The 12,213-nt window shown below is 68.9% G+C and carries 15 protein-coding genes; 9 read left to right on the top strand and 6 right to left on the bottom strand.

Features of this window, described 5'->3' with window-relative positions; all coding sequences use genetic code 11:
* The first annotated feature begins 25 nt into the window (after positions 1-25).
* A complete protein-coding gene (locus tag LGN17_RS33945; RefSeq protein ID WP_226201207.1) occupies positions 26-997 on the top strand; it encodes an ornithine cyclodeaminase family protein in 972 nt (323 codons plus the stop codon).
* Between the two features lie 19 nt (positions 998-1,016).
* Complete coding sequence (locus LGN17_RS33940; RefSeq protein ID WP_226201206.1) at positions 1,017-1,739, top strand: HAD family hydrolase; 723 nt, start codon at positions 1,017-1,019, stop codon at positions 1,737-1,739.
* A gap of 123 nt (positions 1,740-1,862) precedes the next feature.
* Here LGN17_RS33940 and LGN17_RS33935 read toward each other — a convergent pair whose 3' ends face one another.
* Positions 1,863-2,480, bottom strand: a complete 618-nt coding sequence (locus LGN17_RS33935; protein ID WP_226201205.1) for a glutathione S-transferase family protein — start codon at positions 2,478-2,480, stop codon at positions 1,863-1,865.
* A gap of 88 nt (positions 2,481-2,568) precedes the next feature.
* Entirely contained in the window at positions 2,569-2,937 is a 369-nt protein-coding gene (locus LGN17_RS33930; protein WP_175954301.1) for a hypothetical protein, read from the bottom strand.
* 81 nt (positions 2,938-3,018) lie between these two features.
* Between LGN17_RS33930 and LGN17_RS33925 the strand changes: the two genes are divergently transcribed.
* A complete protein-coding gene (locus LGN17_RS33925; RefSeq protein WP_175954303.1) occupies positions 3,019-3,483 on the top strand; it encodes a MarR family winged helix-turn-helix transcriptional regulator in 465 nt (154 codons plus the stop codon).
* Positions 3,484-3,514: 31 nt separating this feature from the next.
* Here LGN17_RS33925 and LGN17_RS33920 read toward each other — a convergent pair whose 3' ends face one another.
* Positions 3,515-4,108, bottom strand: a complete 594-nt coding sequence (locus LGN17_RS33920) for a TetR/AcrR family transcriptional regulator (RefSeq protein WP_226201204.1) — start codon at positions 4,106-4,108, stop codon at positions 3,515-3,517.
* Between the two features lie 118 nt (positions 4,109-4,226).
* Between LGN17_RS33920 and LGN17_RS33915 the strand changes: the two genes are divergently transcribed.
* The 4 genes from LGN17_RS33915 to LGN17_RS33900 all read left to right on the top strand — a co-directional run bounded on the left by LGN17_RS33915 (position 4,227) and on the right by LGN17_RS33900 (position 7,615).
* Positions 4,227-5,273 (top strand): saccharopine dehydrogenase family protein, encoded by a 1,047-nt coding sequence (locus tag LGN17_RS33915; protein WP_226201203.1) that lies wholly within the window; start codon positions 4,227-4,229, stop codon positions 5,271-5,273.
* On the top strand, positions 5,270-6,031 hold the full coding sequence (locus tag LGN17_RS33910; RefSeq protein WP_226201202.1) for an isocitrate lyase/PEP mutase family protein: 762 nt from the start codon (positions 5,270-5,272) through the stop codon (positions 6,029-6,031). Before LGN17_RS33915 ends, LGN17_RS33910 begins: the two co-directional genes overlap by 4 nt.
* A gap of 132 nt (positions 6,032-6,163) precedes the next feature.
* On the top strand, positions 6,164-6,721 hold the full coding sequence (locus tag LGN17_RS33905; protein ID WP_226201201.1) for a carboxymuconolactone decarboxylase family protein: 558 nt from the start codon (positions 6,164-6,166) through the stop codon (positions 6,719-6,721).
* Between the two features lie 48 nt (positions 6,722-6,769).
* Positions 6,770-7,615 carry a helix-turn-helix domain-containing protein gene (locus tag LGN17_RS33900; protein ID WP_226201200.1) on the top strand — a complete coding sequence of 282 codons (846 nt, stop codon included), beginning with the start codon at positions 6,770-6,772 and terminating at the stop codon, positions 7,613-7,615.
* Between the two features lie 45 nt (positions 7,616-7,660).
* Here the strand turns inward: LGN17_RS33900 and LGN17_RS33895 are convergent, their stop codons facing one another.
* Positions 7,661-8,560 (bottom strand): LysR family transcriptional regulator, encoded by a 900-nt coding sequence (locus tag LGN17_RS33895; RefSeq protein ID WP_226201199.1) that lies wholly within the window; start codon positions 8,558-8,560, stop codon positions 7,661-7,663.
* A 96-nt stretch (positions 8,561-8,656) separates the two neighbouring features.
* On the opposite strand from LGN17_RS33895, the gene LGN17_RS33890 reads away from it, so the two are divergent.
* Positions 8,657-9,535 (top strand): aldo/keto reductase family oxidoreductase, encoded by an 879-nt coding sequence (locus LGN17_RS33890; protein WP_226201198.1) that lies wholly within the window; start codon positions 8,657-8,659, stop codon positions 9,533-9,535.
* A 49-nt stretch (positions 9,536-9,584) separates the two neighbouring features.
* On the opposite strand, the gene LGN17_RS33885 is transcribed toward LGN17_RS33890, so the two are convergent.
* Positions 9,585-10,787: an MFS transporter gene (locus LGN17_RS33885; RefSeq protein WP_175965677.1), complete on the bottom strand. Its 1,203-nt coding sequence runs from the start codon at positions 10,785-10,787 to the stop codon at positions 9,585-9,587.
* A 70-nt stretch (positions 10,788-10,857) separates the two neighbouring features.
* Between LGN17_RS33885 and LGN17_RS33880 the strand changes: the two genes are divergently transcribed.
* Positions 10,858-11,907 carry an AraC family transcriptional regulator gene (locus LGN17_RS33880; RefSeq protein ID WP_226201197.1) on the top strand — a complete coding sequence of 350 codons (1,050 nt, stop codon included), beginning with the start codon at positions 10,858-10,860 and terminating at the stop codon, positions 11,905-11,907.
* 135 nt (positions 11,908-12,042) lie between these two features.
* Here the strand turns inward: LGN17_RS33880 and LGN17_RS33875 are convergent, their stop codons facing one another.
* Positions 12,043-12,210, bottom strand: coding sequence for a hypothetical protein (locus LGN17_RS33875; RefSeq protein WP_174378269.1), 168 nt, complete (start codon positions 12,208-12,210; stop codon positions 12,043-12,045).
* Positions 12,211-12,213 lie beyond the last annotated feature (3 nt).

Raw genomic sequence — 12,213 nt, 5'->3', positions numbered from 1 at the left:
TTGCGCCGAAAGCGCTTGCCTGAACATGCCGACAGACGCCCGACTCCTGCTCCTCGACCGCGATACGGTCGAACCCGCCCTCCAGGCCGCGCAAGTGACGGCGGCGGTTCGCGAAGCCTTCGTGCTGCACAGTCAACGGGCCGGGCGCGTGTTCCCGGTGGTCCGCGAGAAACTGCACACCGGCGGCGTGTTCGGCATCAAGTCGGGCGATGTCGCGAATCAGGATCTGCTCGGTTTCAAGGCGGCCGGATTCTGGCCCGGTAACCGGGCGCTCGGCAGCGAACCGCATCAGGCCACCGTCGCGCTGTTCGACCCGGCCACCGGCCGCCCGCTGTGCATCATGGACGGCAATGCGATCACCACCGCGCGAACCGGTGCCGCCGGCGGCCTCGGGCTGCAACTGCTCGCACGTCGCGACAGCACGCGAATCTGCGTGTTCGGCACCGGCGTGCAGGCGCGCGTCCAGCTCGACTACGCACTCGCGCTGTTGCCGCAACGGTGCACGGTGCGGTACGTGAACGTCAGCGGCGAGCCCGATCCCGTATTCGAATCGACCTTCCGGGAACGATGCACGATCGGCGTGGCTCGCGACCGGCACGACGCGGTGGCCGACAGCGACGTGGTCATCACGGCAACGCCTGGCGGCGGCCCGCTGTTCGATGCGGATGCGGTTCAGCCGGGCACCCACCTGACCTGCGTGGGCGCCGATACCGCAGGCAAGCGTGAGCTTCCGGCAGGCGTACTGGAACGCGCGCGTGTCATCGTGGACGATCAAGCCCAGGCACGCAGCATTGGCGAATGCCAGTGGGCGCCGGATTTGCCAGGCACTGAAATCGGTGACATCCTCGCCGGAACCGCGACGGTCAACCGCGCGCCGCACGAGATCACCGTCTTCGACATGACCGGGCTTGCGCTTCAGGACCTGACCGTCGCACGCTTCCTGTATCGGCAGGCCCTCGAAAACGGCACCGGACGTTCTATTCCGTGGCCCTGGTAAACGACCTTTTTCAACCGTCATGCGTCTCGCCAAAGTATCCGCCCTCTCGTTCGACCTGGACGATACCCTGTGGCCGTTCGGGCCGTCCGTCATACGGGCCGAACGGGAGCTTCGCACGTGGTTGATCGAGCACGCGCCCGGTACCGAAAGCGTGCTGCCCACGCAGCAGGCGCTAAGCGACTTGCGTGAGGAATACGAACGATTGTGCCCCGATCTCGCCGGCGACTTCCGCGCGATGAGAATCGGTTCGATCCGGCTTGCGCTGGAGCGTGCGAACGAAGATGTCGCGCTCACCGACTGTGCGTACGCAGCCTTCTATGCCGCGCGCAACCGGGTCGAATTCTATGAGGATGCGTTGCCGGCGCTCGCGTGGTTGAGCGCGCGGTTTCCGATGATCGCGGTGACCAACGGCAACGCGGATCTCCGGCTGACCGGCGGCGGCGAATTCTTCCGCGCGACGCTCAGCGCGCAGGCGTTCGGCGTCGCGAAGCCGGAGCCCGGGATATTTCATGCGGCGGCAGAGGCGCTCGACGTGCGTCCGGCGGAATTGCTGCATGTCGGGGACGACTACCACCTCGATATCGTCGGTGCATTGAATGCGGGGCTTCAGGCGGCGTGGGTAGTTCGCGATACGCATCCGGAAGCGGAGCGCGCTAAACAGCAGGCCGCGACGCCGCACCTCACGTTCAGCGACCTGTCGATGCTGTGTTGCGCGCTTGGTGGGCCTGACGACGTTTCGTGAGCGCCTGCGAGCGCCACGTTAGCGACGACGCGCACCCCATGAACGCGGCGAGACCGCCGCTCACCGACTGCGCAAACGTAGAGATCGGCCATGCCGGTGCAGCGCACGACCGACCACCGCGCGTCACGCCGCCTTGCGCGCGTCCGCGATCCGCTGCGGCGCCTTCGGCCGCGCGTACAGCCGTTCGAGATACGCCCGCAAATTCGGAAACGATTCGATCAGGTTGCACTCGCCGGCCCAGTCGATCAGGTAAGCCGTCACGCAATCGGCAACCGTCAACGTATCGCCGACGATGAACTCGCGCCCTTCGAGATGCTTGTCGAGAATCGCGGCCATCGTCTTGAAATCCTCGCGCGCCAGCTCGATGTCGGCCGGCGAGCGCTTCTCCGGCGGATAGATGAACGAGTGCCGCGTGATCCGCCACAGCGGCTGCTCGAGCTCCGTCACCGCGAACATGACCCACCGGTAAGCCTCGGCCCGCCGCGCCGGATCGGCCGGCAGCAGCGCCTTCTCCGGGTACTTGTCCGCGAGATACAGCACGATCGCGGCCGATTCGGGAATCACGAGATCGCCGTCCACCAGCACGGGCACCTTGCCGGCCGGATTGAGGCGCAGGAACTCGGGCCGCTTGTGCTCGCCCTGAAGCAGGTTCACCGAGATGAACTCGAAATCGGCATCCAGTTCCTTCAGCCCCCACAGCGCGCGTTGCGAGCGGGTGCCGGCAAATCCGTAAAGCTTCATCGCCAGTCTCCATCCAGAATGTCGGGAAAACGTCCGCATGCCGGCCACCGCGCATCGCCGATACACGACGCCTGGCCTCGCGCGTCGTTCACGCGCCGGGAATCGCCAGCACCGGCATCACGTCGATCGCCACGCCCGGGAACAGCGTGAAATGCGGATGGCCTTCGAACAGCGCGGCCGCCGCGTCGTGCGACGCGGCCCGCACGACGGTAAAGCCGCTCATCGCGTTCGCCGTGTCCTTGACGCCGGCCGCATCGATGGTCTTCGTCTTGCCGAGCGGCCCGCCCATCTCGACGATCGCGTCGCGATGCCGGTCGACCCATGCGTGCCATGCGGCGATGCCGTCACGCTCGCGCGTGCGCCGCGCCTCTTCCGGCAGCGCCATCCAGGCCTTCATGGCCGGACTCTCCTTGCCTCCAAGAAACACCGCGAGATACAACTGCTGTTGAGCACTCATGCTGCCTCCTCCGGTGACGGACGCGACGGGCTGCCGCGCCTCGACCTTGACAAGATAGGTTGATATCAACACAATTGCAACATGGCACGAAAAGAAAAGCTCCCTTTCGAAACGACGCTGATGGTGCGCGATTGCTGCCTGTGCCTGCACATGCAGCGCGCGGCGCGCAATCTTGCGCGGATCTTCGACGATGCGCTGCGCCCGCTGGATCTCACCAACGGCCAGTTTTCGCTGCTGATGTCGCTGAACCGGCCGCAGCCGGCGCCGATGAAATCGGTCGCGTCGCTGCTCGCGATGGACCGCACCACGCTCACGGCCGCGCTCAAGCCGCTCGAGCGGCGCGGCCTGGTCACGATCCTCCAGGATCCGGACGACGGGCGCAGCCGCCTGCTCGAACTGACGCCGGCCGGCCAGCACCTGCTGGCCGAAGCGTTTCCGCTGTGGCAGCAGACGCATGCCGAGATCGAACGGCCGTTCGCACCGGGGGAAGTCGATCAGTTGCGCGGCCAGTTGCGCGCGCTGGCGGCCGACCCGGCGCGCGACTGAACCGGCGCGCGGTTCGCGGCGGCGGCGGCGCTTACTTGCGGCCCTTCTTCGGCAACAGCAGTTGCGCGAATGCCTGCAGGAAGGCCACGGGCCCGTGCGCATGCAGCGCCTGCCCGCTGCTCAGCGCACCGTCGATGACGGTTGCGAGCCGCAATGCGAAAGTGTCCGGTTCGTCGACGCCGATCGCCCCCGCCAGCTCGGTCAGCCGGCGCCGCAGCTCCTGCTTGTGCGCGACGGCCACCTTGCGGGCCGGATGGTTGCCGTCCGCGTATTCGGCGGCAATGTTGATCTGCGGACAGCCACGATAGCCGGGGCGCGCAATGCGTTCGCCGATCCATTGCAGTTGCGCATCCAGTTCCTCGCGCGGCGTGCGCCGGTACCGCGCGGCCACCGCATCCCAATGCGCCCAGAAGTCGGCATCTTCACGCAGCAGGAACGCTTCGATCAGGTCGTCCTTCGTCGCGAAGTGACGATAGAGGCTCGTCTTCGCCACGCCTGCCTGCGCGACGATCAGGTCCACGCCGACCGCGCGCGTCCCCTCCCGGTAGAACAGCTCGCTGGCCGTTCGCAGAATGCGTTCGCGCGTATCGGGCGCGTTCCCTGGTGTGCCTGTGTCCCTTTTCATCCCGAACCGGCCTGGCTGGCCGCCCACTCCCGCAACAGTGATCCGATCATAGCACCGCGGGCTTGACGACGCTACAAGTCTGTACTATAAAACAGACCGTTCTGTATCGGAGTTGATCATGGATGATCGAATGACGGTTGCAGTCTATGGCGCCACGGGTCACACCGGGCGGTTTGTCGTCGCCGAGCTGGCGCGGCGCGGCCTGCGCGCGATTCGCATCGGGCGCGATGCCGCGCGGCTCGCGGAAGACGGCGGCGACGCGACGCTCGCGCGCGTCGCCGCGATCGACGATCCGGCCGCGCTCGACGCCGCATTACGCGACGCGGATGCGGTGATCAACTGCGCGGGCCCGTACCTCGATACCGCGCTGCCGCTGGCCGATGCCGCGCTGCGGGCCGGCCTCCCCTATCTCGACCTGACGGCCGAGCAGCCGTCGGTGCTGGCGCTTGCCGAACACTGCGATGCGCGGGCGCGCGCCGCCGGCGTGACCATCGTGCCGGCCGCGGCGTTCTACGGCGGCCTGGCCGACCTGCTCGTCACGGCCGTCGTGGACCAGCACCAGCCGATCGAGCGCGTCGATATCGCGACCGGGCTCGACCGCTGGCACCCGACGCGCGGCACGCGCGTGACGGGCGAACGCAATCGCGCGGTGCGACTCGTGCAGAAGGACGGCAAGCCGACGCCGGTGCCGTCGACCGCACTCGAACGCGCATGGCCGTTCCCGCCACCGATCGGCCGCGTCGACGTGACATTGCTGCCGTTTTCCGAAGTGATGACACTATCGCGTCACCTGCGTATCGATACGATCGAATCGTGGCTCGCGACCCTTGCGCTGCGCGACGTGCGCGATGCCGCCACGCCGCCGCCCGAGCCGACCGACGCGCTGGGACGCTCGGCGCAGCGGTTCGCGATGGACGCGATCGTCGTGCAAGGCGGCGCGACGCACCGCGCGACGGCGTCCGGGCAGGACATCTACGCGGTCAGCGCACCGATCATCGTCGAGGCAGCCGTGCGCCTGATCGCGGGCAATACCGCGGTGTCGGGCGGCGTGCGCAGTCTCGGCGAGCTGTTCGACGCGCGCGATTTTCTCGCGGCGCTCGATACGGTGGCAGTATCGTTCGGCACGACGACCGACCCCGTTTTCCACAAGGAGACACAAGCATGAGCAGCAATGAGAAGGGCGCGTATTTCCGTTCGCTTCACCGCGCAGGCCAGCCGCTGGCGCTGTTCAACGTGTGGGACGCCGGCAGCGCGCGCACGGCGGCCGACGCGGGTGCCGTCGCGCTGGCAACCGGCAGCTGGTCGGTTGCGGCGGCCAACGGTTTCGTCGACGGCGAGCAGATGCCGCGCGCGCTGATGATGGAAGTGCTCGAGCGGATCGCGCGCGCGACCGACCTGCCCGTCACCGTCGATCTCGAAAGCGGGTACGGCGAGCGGCCGGAGGATGTGGCCGAGACGATCGCGCTCAGCATCCAAGCCGGCGCGATCGGCTGCAATCTCGAGGACAGCTTCCCGGCGACGGGCGAATTGCGTGACGTCGATGCAGCGGCGGCCCGTCTCGCGGCAGCCCGGCAGGCCGCGGATCGCGCGGGCGCCGACTACTTCATCAACGCGCGTACCGACGTGTTCTTCAAGGCGCCGGCCGACACGCACGACGAGCGCCTGCTCGACGCCACGCTGGCCCGCGCACGCGCGTATGCCGCGGCCGGCGCCGATGGCCTGTTCGTACCGGGGCTGCGCTCGCCGGCGCTCATCCGCGCGCTGACGGCCGCCTCGCCGCTACCGGTGAACGTGATGCGCGTCACGGAGACGCCGACGCTCGCCGAATTCGCGGAATACGGCGTGGCCCGCATCAGCCACGGGCCGTATCCGTACCTGCAGGCGATGAAGACGCTGGCGGAGATGGTCAGGCAAGGCGGCTAGCCGCTTCGGGGAGCGGACGGCCTCGCGCGCATCGAATGATGACATCGCATGTAATTGGCGCGCGACACGGCCGCTCCTACGCTTCGGGTGTCGCGCCGCCATTCCGGCGGCGCTCACCATCCCGGAGACGTCATGTCCGCCTATCCGCTTCACACCATCGACTCGGCACCGGCCGCATCCAAGGCCGTCCTCCGGCAGCTCCAGCAAACCTTCGGCATCGTCCCGAATATCGCGGCGGCCATGGCCGCGTCGCCGGTGCTGATCAACGGCTTCATCGGCCTGTTCGAGCACGTGCACGCCAGCAGCCTCACCGAGCCGCAGATCCAGACGCTCCTGCTCACCAACGCGGTCACGAACGCGAGCGAATGGCCGGTCGCCTTCCATACCGCGCTTGCGCTGAAACAGGGGGTAACCCGCGCCGACGTCGACGCGATCCGCCGCGGCGACCTGCCGGGCGACGCGAAACTGGCCGCGCTGTCGGCCACGGCCCGCAAGCTGATCGACACCCGCGGCCGCCTGGCCGATGCCGACCGGCAGGCGTTCCTCGACGCGAGCTTCAGCGACGAACAGTTGCTGGAAGTGATCGCGGTGGTCGCCGCATCGACGATCACGAACTACGTCGGCAGCGTGACGCGGCCCACGATCGAAGCGCCGTTCGACGCGTTCGCGTGGCATGCGAACGCCGCGTGAGTCCGATATAGTCGATCGCGTCGCTTACGGAACGCCCTGGGAGGCACGATGAACGCCAGCCGCCGCGAGCCGCACGCGCCGCCGCGCGAACTGGGCCAGCTGCTGCGCTACTGGCGCGACGTGCGCGGCGTAAGCCAGCTCGCTCTATCGCTCGACGCGGGCATCTCGCAGCGCCAGATCAGCTTCATCGAGAGCGGGCGCAGCGTGCCGGGCCGCGACACGCTGCTGACGCTCGCGCAGACCCTGGACGTGCCGCTGCGCGAGCGCAACGCGCTGCTGCTCGCGGCCGGCTATGCGCCGGTGTATTCGGAAGCGCCGTGGGACGCGCAGGAGATGAACGGCGTGATCCGCGCGCTCGAACGGGTCGTGCGCCAGCACGATCCGTTTCCGGCGATCGTGATGGACCGCCACTGGAACGTGCTGATGACCAACGACGCGGCACCGCGCTTTTTCGGCTGCTTCATCGAGATGGCCGCGCGCGACGGCCCGCGCAACCTGCTGCGCCTGATGTTCGATCCGCACGGCATGCGGCCGTTCGTGGTCGACTGGGAGACGGTGTCGCGCAGCCTGCTGCAGCGCGTGCATCGCGAATCGGTGGGACGCGTGATCGACGACGACACGCGGCGACTGCTCGACGACCTGCTCGCCAGCCCCGATGCCCCGCGCGACTGGAACACGCCGCCGGCGCCGGCCGCCGCTCCCGGGCTGCCGGTGATCCCGATCGACTTCGTGCACGAAGGCGTCGTGCTGCGTTACTTCTCGCTGGTCACGACGGTGGGGACGCCGCAAAGCGCCGCCGCGCAGGAGCTGCGCATGGAGTGCATGTTCCCCGCCGACGACGCGACCGAGGCGCGCCACCGGCAACTGCTCGACGCGCACGCGCCGGTGCGCTGAGCGGCGGGCCGCCGCGTCGCCTGCCCGCCCGCAAGCAAGCAACGCTCAGGAGGCCTTGATGAAATCGATGAATGCGCGCAGTGCCGGCGGCACGAGACGGCGCCCGGGGTAATAGAGGAAGGGGCCCGAAAACGGCCGCCACCACGGTTCGAGCACGCGTTCGAGCGCCCCGCTGTCGAAATGCGGTCGCAACCAGTCCTCGAAGAGATGCACGATGCCCGTGCCGGCGATCGCCGCGTCGACGACCAGGTCGGTCGCGCCGCCGATCTGCACCAGCAGCGGCCCGGCGGCCGGCTGGATCCGCACGACCTCGCCGTCGCGCTCGAACTCCCACGGCGGCATCGCGCCGCTCGCGAACCGCCCCCGCAGGCAACGATGCTCGAGCAGTTCGCGCGGATGCCGCAGCCGGCCATGACGGTCGAGATAGCCGGGGGCGGCCGCGGTCGCGAACCGCTGGATGCGCGGGCCGATCGGCACCGCGATCATGTCCTGCTCGAGCCGTTCGTCGTAACGGATGCCCGCGTCGCATCCGGCCGCCAGCACGTCGACGAAATTTTCGTCGGCGATCACTTCCAGCCGGATGTCAGGGTACGCCTCGAGAAAGCGCGGCACGATTGCCGGCAGCACGAGCCGCGCCGCGCTGACCGGCACGTTGAGCTTCAGCGTGCCGGCCGGTCTGTCCCGGAATTCGCCGATGCCGTCGAGCGCCGCCGCCACTTCGGTCAACGCGGGGCCAAGACGCGCGAGCAGGCGCTCACCGGCTTCGGTCGGCACGACGCTGCGCGTCGTGCGATGCAGCAGCCGCACGCCAAGCTGCGCTTCCAGCCGGCGCACGGCCTCGCTCAGCCCCGACGCGCTGAGACCCGTCACGCGCGCGGCCTCACGGAATCCGCTGGCGCGCGCCACGGCCAAGAACGCATTCAGATCGCCCAGATCGGCTTGCATTGTTCGCCTTTTCGTACAACCCGTGCGGATTATGCCGGCTTATCGCGCGGGCGGCCAATGCCTATGCTGGTCGCATTCATCAACAGGAGCACCGTCATGTCCGACACTCGACACACCGCCGCCTTCCGGCTCGGCAATCGCCACGTCAAACGGATCGGCTACGGCGCGATGCAGCTCGCGGGGCCCGGCGTGTTCGGCCCGCCGAAGGACCGCGACGCGGCATTGCGCGTATTGCGCGAAGCCGTCGCGTGCGGCGTCGACCATATCGACACCAGCGATTTCTACGGCCCGCACGTCACCAACCGGCTGATCCGCGATGCATTGCATCCGTATCGCGACGATCTCGTGATCGTCACCAAGATCGGCGCGCGGCGCGGCGACGACGCATCGTGGCTGCCCGCGTTCGAGCCTGACGCGCTCGAACGGGCCGTGCACGACAACCTGCGCAACCTCGGGCTCGATGTGCTCGACGTCGTCAACCTGCGCATCATGTTCGACCCGCACGGGCCGGCCGAAGGATCGATCGAAGCGCCGCTGAGCACACTCGCCGAACTGCAGCGGCGCGGGCTCGTCCGCCACGTCGGCCTGAGCAACGTCACGGCCGCGCAGGTCGCGGAGGGGCGCCGGATCTGCGACATCGTCTGCGTGCAGAACCACTACAACATCGCGCATCGCGACGACGATGCGCTGATCGACGCGCTCGCCCGGGACGGCATCGCCTACGTGCCGTACTTTCCGCTCGGCGGCTTCTCGCCGCTGCAGTCGTCGACGCTGTCCGGCGTGGCGGCGCGCGTCGGCGCGACGTCGATGCAAGTCGCGCTGGCGTGGCTGCTGCGCCGCGCGCCGAACCTGCTGCTGATTCCCGGCACGTCGTCGGTCGCGCATCTGCGCGAGAATCTCGCGGCGGCCGACCTCGATCTGCCGGAAGACGCGCTCGCGGAACTCGACCGCATCGCGGACGCCGGCGCCGCCTGACGGACGAGCGCCGCCGGGCCCGCGCGCGAAGCACGGGCCCGGCGGCCGGTCAGGACACCGCCACGCCGACCCGCTTCGGCACGCCGGTCACGATCGTCGCAACCGCGACGGCCAGCACGACGGCCGCGGCAACGAACACGCCGGCCGCACCGTTCGCGTCGAATACGACACCGCCGGCTGCCGCGCCCGTCGCGATCGCCAGCTGGATCGCCGCGACGATCAGCCCGCCCGCACTCTCGGCCTCGTCGGGCACGGTGCGCGTGACCCACGTCGACCAGGCGACGGGCACGCCGCCGAACGCCATCCCCCACAACGCGACGAGCACCGCGTCGATCATCGGCGCGCGGCCGAGCGCGACGAGCGCGACGCCGAGCACGACCATCAGCGCGGGCATCCCGATCAGCATCGGCCGCAACCGGTGTTCGAGCACGCGGCCGGCGAGCGACGTACCGACGAAGTTCGCGATGCCGTAGCCGAGCAGGATCGCCGACAGCCCGTTCACGCCGACGCCCGCAACCTGTTCGAGGAACGGCCGCAGGTACGTGAAGAACGCGAAATGCCCGGTGAACACGAGGATCGTCGCGAACATCCCGAGGCCGACGGTCGGCCGACGCAGCACGTCGATCAGCGTGCGCAGCCGTGTCGTGCCGCTCGGCGGCATCGACGGCAGCGTGATGACCTGCGACACGAACGCAACGCCGCCGAGCACGGCCGCGATCAGGAACACGTTGCGCCAGCCGATCAGGTGACCGAAGTAGCTGCCCATCGGCGCGGACGCGATCGTCGCGACCGCCACGCCGCTGAAGATGATCGACAGTGCACGCGGCACCATCGCCGTCGGCACGAGCCGCATCGCGGTGGCCGTCGCCATCGTCCAGAAGCCGCCGAGCGCGATGCCGAGCACGACGCGGCCGATCAGCAGCGTCGTCAGGTTGGGCGCGAACGCAACCGCCAGGTTCGATGCGACGAGCAGCACCGAGAACGCGAGCAGCACGCGCCGCCGGTCGATCGTGCGCGTCAGCGCGGAGATCAGCAGGCTGGTGACCAGCGCGACCGTCGCGGTGGCGGTGACGGCCTGCCCGGCCACGCCTTCGGTCACGCCGAGGCTGTCGGCCATCGGCGTCAGCAGGCTCGCGGGCAGGAATTCGGCCGTGACGAGCCCGAAGACGCCGAGCGTCATCGCGAATACCGCACCCCAGGCCGGTTCGCGGGGGGCCGCCGTCGAGGCGGCCGTGGAGATTCCGGGATTCATGCGTGGTTCCGTGTTGGCTAGGGAAAGTACTGATGAGGGCGTATCGTAAGGAACCACGTCAGGACGGTCTATGACATACAATCCGTTCTTGTTGATCGATCGTCCGAATCTCGATATGTCCGAGCCCCTGCTTCCGCCCATCCCCGACGTGCACGACCTCGTCAGCGAGCTGTTGCTGGGGATGCGCCTGAGCGGCGTCCAGTACCGTCGCATCCAGGTCGCGCGGCCGTTCGGGCTGAACTTCGGCCACGTGACGGGCCGCGCGCAGTTCCATTTCGTCGGGCGCGGGCCCGTGCTGCTGCGCGACGCGTCGGGCGACACGATGCGGCTCGAGGCCGGCGACGCGATCCTGCTGCCGCGTGGCGGCATGCACGCGCTGGTGTCCGATCCCGATGCGCCGTGCCGCGAGATCAACGGCTTCGAGGCCGCGAAGATCTGCGATACGGTGGCGTCGGTGGCGCCGGCCGGCGTGTCGCCCGCCCGTTGCGCGACGACCGAGCCGGGCGCCGGCGATGCGCTGATCTTCAGCGCGTGCATGGAGCTCGATCTCGGCGGCATGCAGCCGCTCGTCGGCACGATGCCCGAGTTCATGCACGTCGGCACGCTGCTCGCGCGCTACCCGGAAATCCGCCCGATGCTCGATGCGATGGAGCGCGAGGCGTGCTCGGCGCGTGCGGGCTTCGCGGGCATCCTCGCGCGGCTCGCGGATGTGGTCGCGGCCTTCATCGTGCGCGGCTGGGTCGAGTGCGGATGCGGCGATGCGACCGGCTGGGTGCAGGCGCTGCGCGAGCCGAAGCTCGGCCGCGCGATCGTCGCGCTGCACCGCGACCCGGGCCGCAACTGGAGCGTGGCGGAACTCGCGACCGAAGCCGGCGTGTCACGCTCGGTGTTCGCCGAACGCTTTCTCGCGGCCACCGGGATGACGCCGGTGCGCTACCTGACCGAACTGCGGATGCGGCTCGCCGCGCAATGGATCACGCGCGACCACGAAACGATCGAGGCCGTCGCGTACCGGCTCGGCTACGGCTCGCTCGCCGCGTTCAGCCGCGCGTTCAAGCGCGTGGTGGGCAAGCCGCCGGGCGCCGTGCGCGCGGACGGCGAGGTGCGTGCCGAAGCGTAATGCGTAATGCGTGATGCGTGATGCCTGACGCTTGACGTGCGACGCTGACCGGGGCCGCTACGCGTTGCTTCGTTCCGAAGTCGCACATTCGCCGGCGGTGCTCAAGTCGCCGCCGCGCGTGACGTCCTTCCGCTTTCAGCCGCTGCGCGCGTCGAGCTTGTCGACCAGCGCCGTCGCGCATTGCACGGCGAGCGCAGCGCACTGCTCTGCATCCACAGGCGCGCCGTTCGCGACGGTGCCCTGCACGATCCGGCCCAGCAAATCCTTCGAGAGATCGGCGATCTCGTAGTCCCGTTCCGTCATGAT

The sequence above is a fragment of the Burkholderia sp. AU30280 genome, assembly GCF_020420125.1.
Lineage (GTDB): Bacteria > Pseudomonadota > Gammaproteobacteria > Burkholderiales > Burkholderiaceae > Burkholderia.
Note: the sequence above shows the minus strand (reverse complement) of the source record. Positions and strands in the feature narration are given on the sequence as shown.

Bases quoted from the DNA above. Each gene is read 5' to 3' on its own strand.
- LGN17_RS33940 (WP_226201206.1), top strand. From the start codon at position 1,017: ATGCGTCTCGCCAAAGTATCCGCCCTCTCGTTCGACCTGGACGATACC.
- LGN17_RS33885 (WP_175965677.1), bottom strand. From the start codon at position 10,787: ATGAATCCCGGAATCTCCACGGCCGCCTCGACGGCGGCCCCCCGCGAA.
- LGN17_RS33905 (WP_226201201.1), top strand. From the start codon at position 6,164: ATGTCCGCCTATCCGCTTCACACCATCGACTCGGCACCGGCCGCATCC.
- LGN17_RS33915 (WP_226201203.1), top strand. From the start codon at position 4,227: ATGGATGATCGAATGACGGTTGCAGTCTATGGCGCCACGGGTCACACC.
- LGN17_RS33900 (WP_226201200.1), top strand. From the start codon at position 6,770: ATGAACGCCAGCCGCCGCGAGCCGCACGCGCCGCCGCGCGAACTGGGC.
- LGN17_RS33935 (WP_226201205.1), bottom strand. From the start codon at position 2,480: ATGAAGCTTTACGGATTTGCCGGCACCCGCTCGCAACGCGCGCTGTGG.
- LGN17_RS33925 (WP_175954303.1), top strand. From the start codon at position 3,019: ATGGCACGAAAAGAAAAGCTCCCTTTCGAAACGACGCTGATGGTGCGC.
- LGN17_RS33930 (WP_175954301.1), bottom strand. From the start codon at position 2,937: ATGAGTGCTCAACAGCAGTTGTATCTCGCGGTGTTTCTTGGAGGCAAG.
- LGN17_RS33895 (WP_226201199.1), bottom strand. From the start codon at position 8,560: ATGCAAGCCGATCTGGGCGATCTGAATGCGTTCTTGGCCGTGGCGCGC.
- LGN17_RS33880 (WP_226201197.1), top strand. From the start codon at position 10,858: ATGACATACAATCCGTTCTTGTTGATCGATCGTCCGAATCTCGATATG.
- LGN17_RS33920 (WP_226201204.1), bottom strand. From the start codon at position 4,108: ATGAAAAGGGACACAGGCACACCAGGGAACGCGCCCGATACGCGCGAA.
- LGN17_RS33910 (WP_226201202.1), top strand. From the start codon at position 5,270: ATGAGCAGCAATGAGAAGGGCGCGTATTTCCGTTCGCTTCACCGCGCA.
- LGN17_RS33875 (WP_174378269.1), bottom strand. From the start codon at position 12,210: ATGACGGAACGGGACTACGAGATCGCCGATCTCTCGAAGGATTTGCTG.
- LGN17_RS33890 (WP_226201198.1), top strand. From the start codon at position 8,657: ATGTCCGACACTCGACACACCGCCGCCTTCCGGCTCGGCAATCGCCAC.
- LGN17_RS33945 (WP_226201207.1), top strand. From the start codon at position 26: ATGCCGACAGACGCCCGACTCCTGCTCCTCGACCGCGATACGGTCGAA.